Annotated in this window: 11 protein-coding genes; 7 read left to right on the top strand and 4 right to left on the bottom strand. The window is 43.3% G+C overall.

Annotated features, from left to right (window positions below):
• Nucleotides 1-10 precede the first annotated feature (10 nt).
• Nucleotides 11-4450: a chemotaxis protein CheB gene (locus IE165_RS14110; RefSeq protein ID WP_189627280.1), complete on the top strand. Its 4440-nt coding sequence runs from the start codon at nucleotides 11-13 to the stop codon at nucleotides 4448-4450.
• A gap of 116 nt (nucleotides 4451-4566) precedes the next feature.
• Here IE165_RS14110 and IE165_RS14105 read toward each other — a convergent pair whose 3' ends face one another.
• The 4 genes from IE165_RS14105 to IE165_RS14090 are packed head-to-tail and all read right to left on the bottom strand — an operon-like array spanning nucleotide 4567 to nucleotide 9084.
• Complete coding sequence (locus tag IE165_RS14105; RefSeq protein WP_189627279.1) at nucleotides 4567-6054, bottom strand: amino acid permease; 1488 nt, start codon at nucleotides 6052-6054, stop codon at nucleotides 4567-4569.
• Nucleotides 6055-6080: 26 nt separating this feature from the next.
• Entirely contained in the window at nucleotides 6081-6767 is a 687-nt protein-coding gene (locus tag IE165_RS14100) for a peptidase associated/transthyretin-like domain-containing protein (RefSeq protein ID WP_189627278.1), read from the bottom strand.
• A 13-nt stretch (nucleotides 6768-6780) separates the two neighbouring features.
• Entirely contained in the window at nucleotides 6781-8730 is a 1950-nt protein-coding gene (locus IE165_RS14095; RefSeq protein WP_189627277.1) for a M1 family metallopeptidase, read from the bottom strand.
• Nucleotides 8731-8733: 3 nt separating this feature from the next.
• Nucleotides 8734-9084, bottom strand: coding sequence for a Spx/MgsR family RNA polymerase-binding regulatory protein (locus tag IE165_RS14090; protein ID WP_189627276.1), 351 nt, complete (start codon nucleotides 9082-9084; stop codon nucleotides 8734-8736).
• A 424-nt stretch (nucleotides 9085-9508) separates the two neighbouring features.
• On the opposite strand from IE165_RS14090, the gene fbaA reads away from it, so the two are divergent.
• From fbaA to IE165_RS14060, 6 genes are all read left to right on the top strand, one after another.
• Nucleotides 9509-10588, top strand: coding sequence for a class II fructose-bisphosphate aldolase (gene fbaA, locus IE165_RS14085; RefSeq protein ID WP_189627275.1), 1080 nt, complete (start codon nucleotides 9509-9511; stop codon nucleotides 10586-10588).
• A 215-nt stretch (nucleotides 10589-10803) separates the two neighbouring features.
• Nucleotides 10804-11685, top strand: coding sequence for a tyrosine-type recombinase/integrase (locus tag IE165_RS14080; RefSeq protein ID WP_189627274.1), 882 nt, complete (start codon nucleotides 10804-10806; stop codon nucleotides 11683-11685).
• A gap of 14 nt (nucleotides 11686-11699) precedes the next feature.
• Nucleotides 11700-12044 carry a ribosome hibernation-promoting factor, HPF/YfiA family gene (gene hpf, locus IE165_RS14075; protein ID WP_189627273.1) on the top strand — a complete coding sequence of 115 codons (345 nt, stop codon included), beginning with the start codon at nucleotides 11700-11702 and terminating at the stop codon, nucleotides 12042-12044.
• Nucleotides 12045-12106: 62 nt separating this feature from the next.
• The gene (locus IE165_RS14070) at nucleotides 12107-12514 is read left to right on the top strand and encodes a hypothetical protein (protein WP_229826569.1); all 408 of its coding nucleotides are present in this window, start codon (nucleotides 12107-12109) and stop codon (nucleotides 12512-12514) included.
• 168 nt (nucleotides 12515-12682) lie between these two features.
• Nucleotides 12683-13210: a ferritin gene (locus IE165_RS14065; RefSeq protein ID WP_189627272.1), complete on the top strand. Its 528-nt coding sequence runs from the start codon at nucleotides 12683-12685 to the stop codon at nucleotides 13208-13210.
• A gap of 157 nt (nucleotides 13211-13367) precedes the next feature.
• On the top strand, nucleotides 13368-16121 hold the full coding sequence (locus IE165_RS14060; RefSeq protein WP_229826568.1) for an outer membrane beta-barrel protein: 2754 nt from the start codon (nucleotides 13368-13370) through the stop codon (nucleotides 16119-16121).

Below are 16121 nucleotides of genomic sequence, written 5' to 3'. Positions count from 1 at the left end.
TATACGTCGAATGGCAAGCAGAAAAAAGGTAGACACCCATTATGTAGTCGGTATTGGAGCGTCAGCAGGTGGATTGGAAGCCATCCATGATCTTTTTGATCGTATTCCCTCTGCAATAGAGGTTTCCTTCGTGTTGATTCAACACCTTTCATCGGACTATAAAAGCTTACTGGTTGAACTCGTTTCGAAGCATACCCATATGCAAGTGATTGAGGCTGCTGAAAATCAAATTGTAGAGCCCTCGTGCGTATATGTCATCCCAAATGACAAGTTTATTACGATTCGAAATGGGCGTTTGCACTTGGGAAAAAAGGAAGGAAAGGTTCCAAACAATGCGATTGATAATTTCCTGATCAGCTTGGCTGAAAATAGTAAAAGTAAGGCTATAGCCATTATTCTTTCCGGAACAGGTAGCGACGGGACGCTGGGTATCGAGGCCATAAAAGAAAATGGAGGATTGGTTATCGCACAAGATCCACAGACAGCCAAATTCGATAGTATGCCTATCAATGCAATTAAATCGGGCAATGTAGACCATGTCGTACCCATATCTGCGATGTATGATAAGTTGGCGGATTATATCAGTCTTGCACCGGTACGTGCACTGGAGAATGGTCAGGTAAACGAAGCGGTTTTGAATGAAATATTTGATTTGGTTCATGCACACACGGATCACGATTTCTCGCTATACAAGACGCCGACAATCTTCCGACGGATCGGACGTCGCATGAAAGCCGTACAATTGGACGACGTAGCGGACTATCTCGAATTGCTGCGCGATAGTGAAAATGAGATCGATTTGCTCGGAAAGGATTTTTTGATCGGCGTAACGCGTTTCTTTCGTGACCAGCAGGCTTTTGATATCTTGAAAAATAAGGCGATTCCGCATATTATCGATCGCAAACAGGATAACGAGGTCGTTAAGGTGTGGGTGTGCGCATGTAGCACGGGGGAGGAGGTGTATTCTGTCGCGATCTTGATTGACCAATACTTAAAGAAAATCGGAAAGAATCTAGAAATAAAAATTTTTGCATCTGATATTGACGAAGTTAGTTTGGATATAGCCTCTCGCAATAGCTATCCCGTTTCGTTCCGGAAAGATATCCCTGAAACGATATTCCATGAATACTTTATACAGGATGGGCAGCAGATCTCTGTCGTTCCCCATATTCGTAAACAAGTGGTTTTCGCGAAACACAATGTAATCAAAACACCGCCTTTTATTAAGAATGATCTTATCTGTTGTCGGAACATGTTGATCTACATGAATAGTCTCTTGCAGCATAATATCTTGACGACGTTTCATTTTGCGTTGAACCAAGATGGATTCTTGTTTTTAGGGCCTAGCGAAACCATAAACCCCATTAAGGAAGGGGTAAAGGAAATAAGTAGCAAGTGGAAGATCTTTATGAAGACTGGTCCGATATCGAAAGCTACTGAATTTTTAGGTACTGGCAAAACCAGCGTGCAACGTCCGTTTCCCGTACGTACGGCAAAGAAGGTGCAGAAAACTTCCGAAGACTTGTTCCAACAGTTTCTATTGGAGCAATATGGCTATGTCGCTGTATTCATTGATAAAAATTTTGAGATAAAAGATACCATAGGAAACTACAAAAGGTTTCTCTCGCTACCGGAAAAAAAGTTGGAGATGAATCTTCTGAAAATGGTGCCGAAGGAAATCTCCTATTTACTGAACAACACCGTTCGAGCTGTGTGGAAGGACAATGTATCGAAGTCTTTAAAAAGACTTCGTGTAAAAAGCGCGAAGGAGGACATGGTTTTCAATATTGATGTAAGTCCCGCCAATCCAGATCTGGAACGACCTTTTACGCTAGTCGTATTTCGAGAGGTTGAAATGGAAGTTGAGCCGCTGAACTATCATCCGCAAGTGGCGACGGACGAGCATCAAAACACGTATCTCATTGAGTTGGAAAGTGAGCTTAGTGAGGTGCGGAACAATTTGCAGGTGGCCATCGAAGAAATGGATACCGCCAATGAAGAGCTGCAGTCCAGCAACGAAGAACTGCTGTCTGCCAATGAAGAACTGCAATCCAGCAATGAGGAATTACAGTCTCTGAATGAAGAACTGCACACCTTGAATGCAGAGCATCAACAGAAGATCAAGGAGCTCGTGGAATTGAATGATGACTTAAACAATTATTTCAAGAGCGTAGATATCGGACAGATTTTTATCGACAGCACGGGCCGCATCCGTAAATTTAACCCAGCTGCGGTGGACATGGTGAACTTGATTGATGCAGATATTGGGCGGCCCATCAAGCATATCTCCAATAATATAAACTACGAACATTTCTTGGCGGATATTGACCATGCGTTGAAAAGCAATGTCGCGCTGCCCGAACGGGAAATAAACTTGAAAAATGGCCGAACATGTTTATTGAGGATCATGCCTTATGTTCGAATCGATGGCCAGTCGGATGGTGTGGTCGTGACATTTGTTGATATAACGGCTCTAAACGAATTAAGCAACATCATCGTCGGGGTATTCAAAACCAGTTTAAGCGCCATCCTGATATTTACCAGTGTGCGTAACACGAGTGGACAGGTTGTCGATTTCAAATGCTACGCGGCGAACAATACCGCGGAGCAGATTGCTGAGCGGGGCGAGCATGATCTGGCAGGCTTACTTTTCCGGAAGCAATTGCAAAGCCTGTATAATGAAAAACTCTTCCTGCAATTAAAGGACATCGTATCTTCGGGCGATAATATGCAAACCGAGATCCAATTAGATAATGAGCGATGGTACATTGTAACAGCAACCAATATTGGCGATCTACTGGCGGTGACCTATACCGACGTCACCGAAAGAAAAAAGGGCGAACAAAACCTGAAACGGAATTACAATGAGCTTTTGACGGTTCGTGAATCCCTAAAGACGCTCAACAATGAACTGGAAAGTAGAGTTCGTGAGCGCACACTAAGTTTGACAAAAAGCGAAGACCGATTTAACCTGGTTTCTGAAGCCACCAACGATACTGTTTGGGATTGGGATTTGGTAAACAATAGTATCTGGCGTAGTCAAAACTTTTCCGCCATGTTCGGCTATGAAATAAATGCCGATACGCAGACGACGGCTTTTTGGTATACATGCGTTCACCCGGACGATGTAGATCGCGTTCGAGAGAGTGTGTACGCGGCGATAAATGAACAACAGGAATCGTGGCTTGCAGAATACCGCTTTAGACGTGCTGACGGCGAATATGCGGAGATACTGGATCGTGGAACGGTACAGCACGACGACCATGGCGTGGCTTACCGGATGGTGGGATCGGTGGTTGATGTGACGCGTATCAAGGCAGCAGAGCGCAGAAAACAGGAACTACAGGAGTTCATCCTTCGCCAGCAGAAAGAATTTTATGAGCTTTTCGCAAATGCACCTGCGTTGATTTCCATCCGTCGCGGACTGGATCTTCGTTATGAATACAGCAACGCAGCGTTTAAAGAATTCTATGCAGGGAGGGATTTTTTTGGGTTGGCATCAGGCGATGCGCATCAAATAGGTGTGGACAAACGTTTGTTTCAGGCAGACAACGATATTTTAAACGAAGGACGCGCGTTTTCTGGCAAAGCCTTTCGCGTAGTGAAATTCGATGGGGATGGAAACGAAATTGGACAAGCTTGGATAGATTACCTCTTCACGCCGATTTTCGACGATAGAGAACAGATCGATGGCATTGCATTTTTTGGCTTTGAAGTAAGTGAACTGGTGAAATCGCAGATCGCCACAAGGCAACTGATGAATCGAAAGGACGAGTTTATGAGCATAGCAAGCCATGAACTTAAAACGCCCATTACCAGCTTGAAAGCCATGTTGCAGATAGGCCTGAAGTCGATAGATCAAGGAAAATCGATGGCGCTCATCCAAGATTTTCTTTCGAAAAGCTTAAAGCAAACGGATAAACTTACTTACTTGATCAATGACCTGCTGGATGTGACGAAAATACATTCCGGAAAAATGCAGCTGAATTACACGGAGTTTAATCTTTCAGAATTGACAAAAGAGGTCGTCCATGATGTGGTAAATGGAGATATCGCACATCAAATTGAGTTGGTTGTAGAGGAAGATCTTTACCTGTCCGCTGATAGGCATCGCATCGAACAGGTTGTGGTAAATTTTCTTTCCAACGCAATTAAGTACTCGCCTGGTCAACAGAAAGTTACGGTGACGGTCAAGCGGTCAAACGCACAAAATCTGCGCCTTGCCGTCCGTGATTTTGGTATCGGTATATCGAATGATAAAAAAGATCTAGTCTTTGACCGGTTTTTCCGGGTAGAGGAATCCATCAAGTTTTCAGGCTTGGGATTGGGCCTGTTCATCTGTAAGGATATTATTGAGCGGCACCATGGCCAAATCGGTGTAGAAAGTATAGAAGGAGAGGGGTCGACCTTTTGGTTTACCGTACCAACAAATTTGCCAACGGATAACTAACGAAGTTTCTCGTAAGCAAATCCGCATTACTTCAGCGTATTATTCTTTAAACGAATTAAAGTACATAAAAAGCCGCTCTCGATTGCAAGAGCGGCTTTTCTATGTAGTAACTAAGACTATAAATTGGATGAATTACTATGCTTGTGCTGACGCCTAATTTTACTGTTTTTCATGCCGTAGAAGATATAAATAACGAGGCCGATCAATAACCATACGCCTAAACGTTCCCAACTTTCTATCGGAAGAGAAGCCATGAGCAAGACACATACCACAACACCTAGTATGGGTAGTACCGGAACAAATGGCGTACGGAAAGGACGCTCAATTTCGGGATTGGACTTCCTTAGTACCAATATTCCGATACAAACCAACGTAAAGGCAAACAACGTTCCTATGCTCACCATATGTCCGAGGTCTGAAACAGGAACAAAGCCTGCGAACACCGACACAAAAACCATAAATATCAAATTCGTTTTCCAAGGTGTTTGGTTTTTGGACAGCTCGGAGAATATTTTCGGAAGTAAACCATCTTTACTCATCGAGTAGAAAACACGACTTTGACCTAGCAACATCACTAAGATAACGGAGGTGTATCCCGCGATGATCGTAACAATCAAGGCGGAATTTAAAAAAGTGTATCCCGTTTTGGCAAATGCCGTCGCGACGGGCTTCGCATCTCCTTTAAACATCTGATAGTTCTCCAAACCAGTCATTACATAGGAGAAAAGGACGTAAAGGATGGTACACACGATCAACGAGCCTATGATCCCGATTGGCATGCCTTTCTTTGGATCCTTCGCCTCCTGTGCTGCGGTGCTTACGGCATCAAACCCTACAAAAGCGAAAAACAAAACGCCTGCAGCACGCAGAATTCCACTGATCCCAAATTTACCGAAGTCATCGCTTGTCAAAAAGGACCATAACCCCTTTTCTCCGCTTTTCACTAGTTCTTCTCCTTCATTGGTAGGAATAAACGGACTGTGATTAGCCGAATCGATGAAGCTCCAACCAAGAACAATGAAGATTAATACCACGCTCACTTTGAGAATGACTAAAATATTATTTACCGTGGAAGATTCTTTTGTGCCGCGCATCAGTAGAAGAGAAAGCAAACAAACGATCACGATTGCCGGGACATTGACCAATCCGCCCTCCCAGGGGCCTTTTAAAAATTGGTCGGGAATCGAGACGCCGAACGTCATCAGCAACTGGTTGAAATATTGGGACCAGCTCACGGCGACCGTTGCGCTGGCCAAAGCATATTCAAGCACCAAATCCCAGCCAATAATCCAAGCGACAAATTCGCCCATCGTCGCGTAGGAATAGGTATAGGCACTCCCCGCTACGGGGATCATGGATGCAAACTCTGCATAGCAAAGGCCGGCAAAGGAACAGGCTACCGCGGCGATGACAAAAGATAATATAACAGCTGGTCCTGCGTTCTCCGCAGCGGCGATACCGGTTAACGAGAATAGACCCGCCCCAATGATGGCACCCACGCCCAGTGCGATAAGGCCGCTACTGGAAAGTGTCCGTTTCAGCGTATGCTCGCCACTTTCTCTGGCTTCACCGATAATTTGTGGAATAGATTTTTTAAAAAGCATATTTTCTTAGAGGTTAGTAGTTTCTTTTATTCGGATTTGAATTTACTGTAGGCATCGAGTACATAGATCCGGAAATCTTCCGGTGAAGCCGTTTGCAAGAACTCCAAAGTTGGGCGGAACTGCTCGCGGAAAAGCGGTAGCTCGGTATCGTTGAGCGGTACAATGGCGCGAATGGCTTGATTGGAAAACAGACGGTCGATTTTTCTGTTGCTTTGCTCGGTTAAAAGGAGCGTCAAATTCTTGCGCGCCATTTTACTCTGACGCCCGAACAGACGTGACGGAGAAAGGCGCATGCCACCGCGGTTTTGGGAAGCATCGACGACCTGCCCGTCTTTTTTAGCTTTTTCGATCTCCGCAACCAAACGACTATCGGTTAGACGGCTCACAATAACCTCATCTATAACAATACTCTTTTGATCACGCACAAGATAAATGCGTTGTACACCAGCCTCGTATATAAAGGCTGTGTCAATTTCGTATCCCGCTTGCGCGAAGGTTAGGTAGTCATTTAGTTGGCCCCCAATACGAAAATTACCTTCACTGTCTGTTTCCGTTTTTTCATTCGTGCGGAGATTTTTAACCAGCACGGCGGGAAGCTTCTGGCTGCTTTCCAGCTCATGCACGATCCCCCGGATCTGCTGTGCTTGTGACGTGTGCATCGACAGAAAGAATACCCAACAAACGCTGGTCATTAAAGCTATATTCCAGTTCATTCTTATCAAAATTTTAGTTTTTAGGCCACACATTGTTTTCGGGATTGATATCCGGATAAACGTTGTCTGGGTCGATCGTAACTTTTGTTAGTTTTTCGGTCGTTTTCAACTTGAAGCGCCAACTTGTATTCCGTTGCCATATTTCCACGGGCAATTTCTTTCTGATCCGCTCTCCCGACTCGGTAACCGCTTCTACCACAACAGGCATCGGGAGTTTTTGCAGGTTTTCTATCGTGATAATAGCACCGTTCTTGGGGTCCAGTTTTTCGTAATCGACGCTGCGGATAGACTGATCCAGCATCCAGTTATGTTGGAACCATCCACGCCAAAACCAAGCGAGATTTTCTCCTGTCTCGTTTTCCATGGTGCGAAAAAAATCGTATGGCGTTGGGTGCTTGTAGGCCCAAGCTTCGATATAGGCACGGAAGGCGCGATCAAATCGTTCCTCACCTATTACCTCGTCGCGTAGCAGGCGAAGACCATAAGCAGGCTTATAATATGCGAGGATTCCAATATTGCGCTCCTTCATGTTTTGAGGTGTAGACATGATAGGTTCAAGTGCAGGTTGGGAAAACGCACGTGCCATACTGTTCCGGTTTCCGAATATTCGTTGATACTCGCCTTTATTGAACGCTTGCGTGGATAGCTCGTTGATAAAACTATTAAACCCTTCGTCCATCCAAGCATGCAAACGTTCGTTGCTACCAACGATCATCGGAAACCAGTTATGACCAAATTCATGATCTGTTACGCCCCACAGGCTGCCTGCTTTTGCTTCGTAGCCGCAAAATGACAGGGCAGGGTACTCCATGCCGCCCACGTTTGCAGCGACATTTACCGCCACGGGATACGGATATTCCAACCATTTTTTGCTGTAATATTCTATGGAAGCTTTGGTATACTCTGTCGAACGTTCCCATGCATTATTGCCGTTGCTCTCTATTGGGTAGGCAGAAAGCGCTAAGGCGGTCTTGCCGCTAGGTTTGTTGATCTTCGCACCATCGATGATGAAAGCCGCAGACGATGCCCACGCGAAATCATGAGCGTTCTGTAATTTATATTTCCAGGTCAACGTGCTTTTTTTCGGTCTAGAATTCGTAGACGTAACTTCGGCCGCGGAGCGGATGGACACCGTTTTGTCGCTTTCAAAGGCTTTTTTATAACGAGAGAGTTGTTCACCTGTCCAGACATCCTCCGGGTTCAGCAGCTCACCGCCAGCTACGACAATGTGGCTGGCGGGTGCCGTGATCTCGATAGTATAGTTGCCATATTCCAAATAGAACTCGCCTGGACCTGTATAGGGCTCGGTATTCCACCCCAGTATGTCGTCGTAAACACAAACGCGTGGGTACCATTGCGCTATTGCAAATATTTTCCCGTTCTTTGTGTTCAGTATGCCCGTTCTGTCGGCACCATACTCAGGTACAGTGTACGAGAAATCCAAATCTAGCGAAATCGTCCCTCCGGAAGGGGCAAGTGCTGTAGGAAGTTCTACGCGCATGCGTGTGTCAATTACCTCGTACGTTGCCGGTTTTCCATTAGCCAGTGTAACCCGGCTTAGATCAAAGCCGCCTTTAAAATCAGAGTCAGCTGATCCATACCTGCTATCTTCCAGCGGAATAGCGGCCTGACCGCGAGACTGCTCATGAAAAAGATTCTGATCCAATTGCAGCCATATGTAATGCAATGGATCTGGGCTGTTGTTGGTGTACTGGATCGAAACGCGCCCACTGATCCGATTACTTTTTTCATCCAGCTGTACTTTTATGGTGTAATCTGCTGCATTTTGCCAATAGGCGTGCCCCGGTCTACCACTGGCAGAGCGATAGCTGTTACCGTTGCTTGTGTAGAAAATGGGATTAAATGCTTCTGTATAGTTATATACGCTTTTGCTTTGCCCGTAAAGTTGACTACAAGTTAGCAGCGCACAAGAAATAGCGCTAAAAATAATTTTACCATTCATAGATTATAATAATTTACTAGAATATTCAGTTTCATCAAAACCCAAAACAATCCCTTTTGGTCCTTCAATAAGCGGTCTTTTGATCATGCTGTTGTGCTGTAAAAGAACGGCATTGGCCGATGCTGCATCGCATACGCTAGCTTGCTGCGTGGTTGAAAGTTTTCGCCACGTTGTGCCCTTTTTGTTTAACAGTGATTCCCACGAAACCTTTTCCTCCCATTGCTTCAGCTTTTCCAATGTGGCAGGTTCTTTTTTGTAGTCATGGAAAACATAGGGCAGGCTCTTTTCATCAAACCAATCCAACGCTTTTTTCACCGTACTACAGTTTTTGATACCGTAAATATGTATGGCCATTTTAGTTTTTATGTTCGTTTAATCCGATAAAGATATTAATATATTTAAAAAAGATACCTATGCGATTGCGTTTTGAAACGATTTATCTGCCTTTCTCCATCTAGCGTTTGCGGAAAACCGAAGATTTCCATAAATTAAGGTAGGAAAATCGGATTATGGAGAATGTCAATCGGATAATTCTGGTAAAAGTACGGATACAATACGATAATTCGCCACAAGATGCTTTGTCGCTTTGCGCAGTTAGCTGTTCCCATCTCGTTGTTCTGCAATATCTCTGTTGACGCATTGCAAATAGTGCATCTCAGCTGCTGTCTCCCGAGAGGGTTGGGGTGGTCGCGGTCGTGTATTTTTAACACTAAGTCTTGTGTAGTATTGGAAAAAAAGCGTATCTTTAGTGACACATATTAAAAAAAAGACAAAACATATGAGCCTAAAAGATTTTAAAGGTGTTTTGACAGGAGATCAAGTTCAAGAGCTTTTCGAGATTGCTAAAACACATAAGTTTGCATTGCCAGCAGTTAACGTTATTGGAACGAATTCCATTAATGCAGTGTTGGAAACTGCAAAGGCAGTAAACTCGCCCGTTATCATTCAGCTATCAAATGGTGGCGCACAATTTTATGCAGGAAAAACATTGAACAACGATGGGCTCAAGGCATGTATCTTAGGAGCCGTTTCTGCCGCGCAGCATGTTCACCTATTGGCGGAACATTATGGGGTAGCTGTTATCTTACATACGGATCATGCAGCGAAAAAGCTGTTGCCTTGGATTGACGGATTGTTAGATGCCGGTGAGAAATTCTTTGCACAACATGGCAAACCTTTGTTTTCATCACATATGTTGGACTTATCGGAAGAACCCCTTGAGGAGAATATCGAGATTTCTGCAAAATATCTTGCCCGCATGAAGCCGCTTGGAATGACCGTAGAAATCGAACTAGGTGTTACCGGCGGGGAAGAGGACGGCGTGGACAATTCGGATGTAGACAGCTCAAAATTGTATACCCAGCCTGAAGAGGTAGCTTATGCATTTGAAGAGTTATCTAAAGTTTCCGATAAATTTACGGTTGCCGCTGCCTTCGGTAATGTGCATGGTGTATATAAGCCAGGGAACGTAAAACTTCAACCGGTTATTTTGCATAATTCCCAAGAATATATCCGTGAAAAATTTGATCTTAAGGCAGAAAAACCTGTGAACTTTGTTTTCCATGGCGGCTCGGGTTCTTCGCCTGAAGAAATTGCGGAAGCATTATCATACGGAGCAATCAAAATGAACATAGATACCGATATGCAATGGGCATTTTGGGATGGTGTTCGTGCATATGAAGCTAAGAACCATGATTACCTGCAAGCACAGATCGGTAACCCGGAAGGTACTGACTCGCCCAATAAAAAATTCTACGATCCACGTGTTTGGTTACGTAAGGGAGAAGAAGCGTTTGTAACGCGGTTGAAACAGGCGTTTAGCGAACTAAATGCGATCGATGTAAATAGCAAGTTGTAGTTGTTCATCTTGCTTGAATATATAGGAGGCCCGATCATGTGATCGGGCTTTTTTGTGCTTAGCGAATTGTTGATTGCCTGCTTTTTTCGTAGCAGTCTTTTTTATCAAGCGTCCAATCCTTTGGCTGTTGAACAAATTCCTGTGGTAAAATTTGGCCTAATAAAATTTGTTTGGCGCGTAGTTTTTGCTAAATTTATCCGACAAGCACGCTCACGATGAATAAAGATAAATTTTTAGATTTCCTTCGGTTCGAAAAGCGTTATTCTTTCCATACGATTACAGCCTATACCGCTGAATTGGACCGCTTTTTTGCTTTTATAGAAGGGGAAGAATTATCTTTTCAGGAGGTCGACCACCGGCTCATCCGTCATTATCTTAGTCTGATGAAAGAACAGGGAAGGGAGGCTGCTAGCATCAATAGGTCTATTTCTACTTTACGGTCCTTTTATAAATTTTTACGCCGAGAGGGCATGACTGACAAAAATCCCATGAGTTTGGTTCGTGCGTTAAAGACACCAAAAAAGTTGCCCGTAGTGGTGGAGCAGGATAAGATGGTAGCTTTATTAGACACCGGTTTTCAGGACGACCAAGACTTTGAGCTGGTAAGGGATCATGTGATATTGGAACTGTTATTTGGAACAGGTATTCGTCTTGCTGAGCTGCTCGCAATGCAAGAGCGAGATATCGATACCTATGGCCGGAAATTGCTCGTTTACGGGAAAAGAGGAAAAGAGCGGTTTGTACCCATCCATCAGACATTGCTGGACAAGGTAAAGCATTACTTAAAATTGAAATATACCTTAGATGTAGAAAACAAATCCACTACATTGATCGTTAATAAACAAGGAAAAGCCGCAAGCAGAAAGTTAGTCTACGATATTGTGCGACATTACCTAAGCCAGATCACATCGCAGAAGAAAAGGAGCCCACACGTGTTAAGGCATACGTTTGCCACCGCGCTACTGAACAACGGAGCCGATTTAAATGCAATAAAGGAGCTTTTGGGGCATGCAGGTCTGGCTGCTACACAGGTATATACGCACAATTCTGTCGAACGGCTGAAGTCAATTTATAAACAAGCCCATCCAAAGGCTTAAAAAAAGGAGGAAAAATGAACATTACTGTGCAAGCTATCAAATTTGATGCAGATCAAAAACTAGTTGAATTTATTAAGAAAAAGACAGCGAAATTAGAGCAGTTCTTGGATAACATCATCGAAGGGGTGTGCTACTTACGTTTGGAAAATGTTGATGATGAAGCAAACAAGGTGGTGGAATTGAAGATGAATATTCCCGGCAATCAGCTGTTTGCAAAAGCACAGGCGAAAAGTTTTGAGGAAGCAACAGATGCGGCGGTGGAGTCTCTAAGGCGGCAAATAAACAAGCATAAAACAAAGACAAGAGCCACCGTAAGTAATCACAAAGAGTTGCTAAGCGATGGCGAAGAGGAGTTTTAGCAAAGCATTTGGACAACAAGTAAAAAGCTGATTGAAAAATCAGCTTTTTATTTGGATTGAATATGGATAAGGTTTATATTTGTTTGAATTTTAAGTTGAACAGAGAGATGGTTTGTCCGTTAGCACAGGTAGAAGAGGTTTTTAAAACAACACAGGGGGCTGTTTATCAATGCAGTCGTAAAAACTGCTATTGGCTGGAGTTTCAGCACAGCACGACGGCATTTAAAATTTCCGATTTCTTCTTATTCAAAAAGCGTATTGACGCGATTGACGTTGCATCTATGATTGGCGATGCTTCCCGATCTGCTGATTTTGAAATTGTTATGCCTTTCCGTACAGAACGTTGTTTTCTATTGTCCGTAGCAGATGTTTTGGCGCTGAAAGAAATTCTTTCAGGTGCTAAATTTGCGATTGAACTCAATAGTGAAGTAAAAAAAATACTGCGGGGCGGCAACGTTTTTGCTCTTTAATCTGTTTTTAATCATATTGATTCTAAACACGTTAGCCGTCTGAACTCCTAATTTAGACTTAATTTGTATTGCTTTTTTTGTCTACAAAAAATCATTTCTAGTGTATCTTTGTACAAACAATGTAGGGATCACATTGTTATTAGTGTAGGAATAAAATAGAAATATCATATGAAAGATTTATTAAAATTGAAGTCTTCGTTAACAGAAGAAATCGAAAATATACTGAATGCCCAAGTTAAAGTTGAAGCGCACTCCTCTGCTTTGTATCTGGCTATGTCGTCTTGGTGCGACGATCAAGGCTTAGATCATTCGGCCAGCTTTTTCGCTAAGCAAGCCGACGAAGAGCGCGCGCACATGCTAAAACTGTTCAACTACATCAACAACCGCGGAGGACGCGCCGTCTCGCCAGAGATTACCAATATTCCGACAGATTTCGAGTCTTTCCGTGGCGTTTTCGAACAGACCCTCGAACAAGAAATGTTTGTGACGGAGCAATTTAACAATATCGCGGATCGCTGTATGAAAGCCAAAGACTATGTAACGTTCAATTTCGTGCAGTGGTTTCTTGAAGAGCAAGTAGAGGAAGAGTATGTTGCTCGTCGTATACTCGAACTGTTCGACGTTATAGGTGAAGAAGGTACAGGGCGCTGGGAAATTGACAGACATTTGGTAAAAGTTACTTTCGACGGCGAATAGTATCTCGATAAGTCATATAAATAAAAGCGGGTTATTTCGATCGAAATAACCCGCTTTTATTTATACAAAAAAAGAATAAATGAACGTTGTACTAAAAACTTTATTGAATTTCAATTTTTTCGTATATTGATAACCATCGAGCAAACGAGTAGTATTTGTGAAGAATATTAGGTGTGTCATACTTATGGTCATGGTGGGTTTTTCCTATACGCTGGGATTGTTCGAGCTGCGTGCACAATCGTTGGAGAAGCATATTCAAGGAATTGTTCTAGATAGTGCATCAAACGGGCTGTCGGGTGTAAATATCAGGTTGACAAGCACCATGGATACGATGGTAACAAGCAGCAGTGCGGATGGGATGTATTATTTCAAGCATGTTAGGGGCAACCATATCCGGATCTCTTATAGTATGTTAGGACACCAAATCGTGACCAAGCTTTTATCTGCCACTGAGCGTAGTGCGTTTGTGGTGATGCCGAATGTGGTTCTCGTACCGCAAAATGCATTGATTGAGGGTGTTTCGGTAACCAAAACCATCCCCGTAGTTTACAGTGAAGATACGATACAGTATAACATGGATGCGTTCAAATTTCGTGCAAATTCGTTGTTGGAGGAGGCCTTGAAGCAGCTTCCAGGGATTCAAGTGCTACGTGATGGCACGGTCTATGCCCAAGGAAAACAAGTGTCCACGGTCTTGGTCGATGGAAAGAAATTTTTTGGGGGCGATGTCAATACGGCAACCAAAAACCTGCCCGCCGATTTTGTCAAAAAGATACAGGTGATCAATTACTTCGGGGATTATGCCACAGAGCGCGGTATAAAATCAGACGAGCCGGAGAAAGTAATCAATATTGTGCTGAAAGAAGATAGCAAGCGTATAACCTTCGGACAGCTAACAGCTGGAGGTGGTACGAGTGATCGGTATATCGGAAGTGTCGGTGTAAATAGATTTGACGACGGACAGGAGTTTTCGGTTGTTGGATCCCTCAACAACACCAATACCAGCCTGTTTTCCTTCGGCTCTCCCAGTGGTGTAGGGGAACGCGAAAAATCGCTCTTCGATGCCAATGATTTTGTTGACCCCACCGATGGTCTCAATAATATCAAGTCGTTTGGGTTCAATTATTCGGACAACCTTGCAGAAAATACCGTGCTGAGTGGTAGTTACAGTTTTACGCATAAGCAAAACGTGACCACTGGAAATTCCTTTCTGCGGTCGGACTATCTTGGAAACAAGATATCGAACGAAGAATCGTACCGGACGACCAACAACGATTACTATCATCGGCTGACGGCTGAATTCAAACATCGTTTCAAGAACAACGACGTGTTGGAGATCAAACCGGTGTTCTCGTATAATAGGGTCTACTTCGGTAATATCCGTGAACGTCTGATCAATAATAATCGCATTACCAATGATGGTACATATCAAGATACGGCTTCGCAGCAGAATCCTAATCTTGACGTAAACATGCTTTACGCTAAATCTTTCAAAAAACCAGGTCGAAAGTTTGTAGGCAACGTGGTTTTAAATTTCAACAGTTTGAATAAACTAGAACATGTGGTGGACACGTACACCTCGATCGACTCATCTATGAATCCGCCTCGGTTTACTAAGTTTGATCAACAATATTTTATTGAACAGCGCAGTGGTACAGATGGTGTGAAAGCGGCGATGTCTTTTGTCGAGCCCTTTTCCGATTACAGTACATTGGAATTTTTTTATGACTATGAGCTAACCGATATGACAGCGGTAAGACGTGTGGAGGACAGGCTCAAATCAGCAGAGTTTGATCAATCCTTTTATGTAGATTCCCTTGGAGTCAGTTATAACTATCGCTTTAACAGTAGTCGAGCTGGATTAAGTTACCAGTATGTGCCCAATAAGAAGTTTAGAACGAGCATAGGTTTTGCCGTGCAACCTATTACGCTTAATGGCTACCTACCGCGGGAAGATCTGCACTATCGCTATGATAATGTCAATTTGGTGCCCAGTGCTGGATTTAAATGGAGGTTGGATAATGAACTCGATTGGAGCGTAGATTATGTTGGAAAAAATAACCAGCCAAATTTCCTACATATTATTCCTGTTAGAGACAACAGCAACTCGCAAAATATCGTTACCGGTAACCCCGAGCTGAAAGCAGAGTTCTCCAATCGCATAAGCACGACCTTGCGGAAATTTATCACGAGCCGAAATCAGTATTTTGAGTCTAATTTTGCCTACAATAAGGTAATAAACAAGATTGTTGCCGATAAAACGGCGTTCCGCAATTCGACCATACAAGAAACCACTTTTAAAAATGCAGATGGGTATTTTGACGTGAAGTGGTACTATTTATTCAATACACCCCTTTTTGACGAGAGCTTGCAGTTGGATTTGATAGGAAACACGGATTTTTACAACAACATTTCGTTTGTCAATGATGAACGGAACAGAACGACACAATTTGTCTATTCGCAATCCGCGCAGCTACGCTACACCTGGAGCGATTATTTTGAGTCGTTGTTCAATACCAATTATATGCTGAACAATGCGACGTATACTTGGCCCTACAGCACGGAGATAACGGCGCATAGCTTATTGTTAAGCGGTGCAACAAAAGGGTACTTAAGTGACTATGTGACCTTAGGCGCAGAAATGTCACAACGCTTTAATTCGGGATACGAGAGCAGTTTTATGAATAATAACCCGACTATTTTAAATGCCTATCTCGAAATTTCCTTCCTACCCAATAAACTGGGGCTGCTACGTTTTCAAGGATTCGACTTGCTTGATCAGAATAAAAATATGGGAACATATAGCGAATACATTGGTAATGACTTGTATGAAGCTAGAAATAACCGGTTAGGACGCTATTTTATGGTAACGTTCAATATGCGCTTGCAGAAATATCCAAAAAAGAAATAA

It is taken from the genome of Sphingobacterium griseoflavum (genome assembly GCF_014653155.1).
Taxonomy (GTDB): Bacteria; Bacteroidota; Bacteroidia; order Sphingobacteriales; family Sphingobacteriaceae; genus Sphingobacterium; species Sphingobacterium griseoflavum.
Note: the sequence above shows the minus strand (reverse complement) of the source record. Positions and strands in the feature narration are given on the sequence as shown.

Excerpts from the sequence above, each read along its gene's own strand:
- IE165_RS14100 (WP_189627278.1), bottom strand. The coding sequence starts at position 6,767 with ATGAACTGGAATATAGCTTTAATGACCAGCGTTTGTTGGGTATTCTTT.
- IE165_RS14070 (WP_229826569.1), top strand. The coding sequence starts at position 12,107 with ATGGATAAGGTTTATATTTGTTTGAATTTTAAGTTGAACAGAGAGATG.
- fbaA (WP_189627275.1), top strand. The coding sequence starts at position 9,509 with ATGAGCCTAAAAGATTTTAAAGGTGTTTTGACAGGAGATCAAGTTCAA.
- IE165_RS14080 (WP_189627274.1), top strand. The coding sequence starts at position 10,804 with ATGAATAAAGATAAATTTTTAGATTTCCTTCGGTTCGAAAAGCGTTAT.
- IE165_RS14105 (WP_189627279.1), bottom strand. The coding sequence starts at position 6,054 with ATGCTTTTTAAAAAATCTATTCCACAAATTATCGGTGAAGCCAGAGAA.
- IE165_RS14090 (WP_189627276.1), bottom strand. The coding sequence starts at position 9,084 with ATGGCCATACATATTTACGGTATCAAAAACTGTAGTACGGTGAAAAAA.
- IE165_RS14095 (WP_189627277.1), bottom strand. The coding sequence starts at position 8,730 with ATGAATGGTAAAATTATTTTTAGCGCTATTTCTTGTGCGCTGCTAACT.
- hpf (WP_189627273.1), top strand. The coding sequence starts at position 11,700 with ATGAACATTACTGTGCAAGCTATCAAATTTGATGCAGATCAAAAACTA.
- IE165_RS14110 (WP_189627280.1), top strand. The coding sequence starts at position 11 with ATGGCAAGCAGAAAAAAGGTAGACACCCATTATGTAGTCGGTATTGGA.
- IE165_RS14065 (WP_189627272.1), top strand. The coding sequence starts at position 12,683 with ATGAAAGATTTATTAAAATTGAAGTCTTCGTTAACAGAAGAAATCGAA.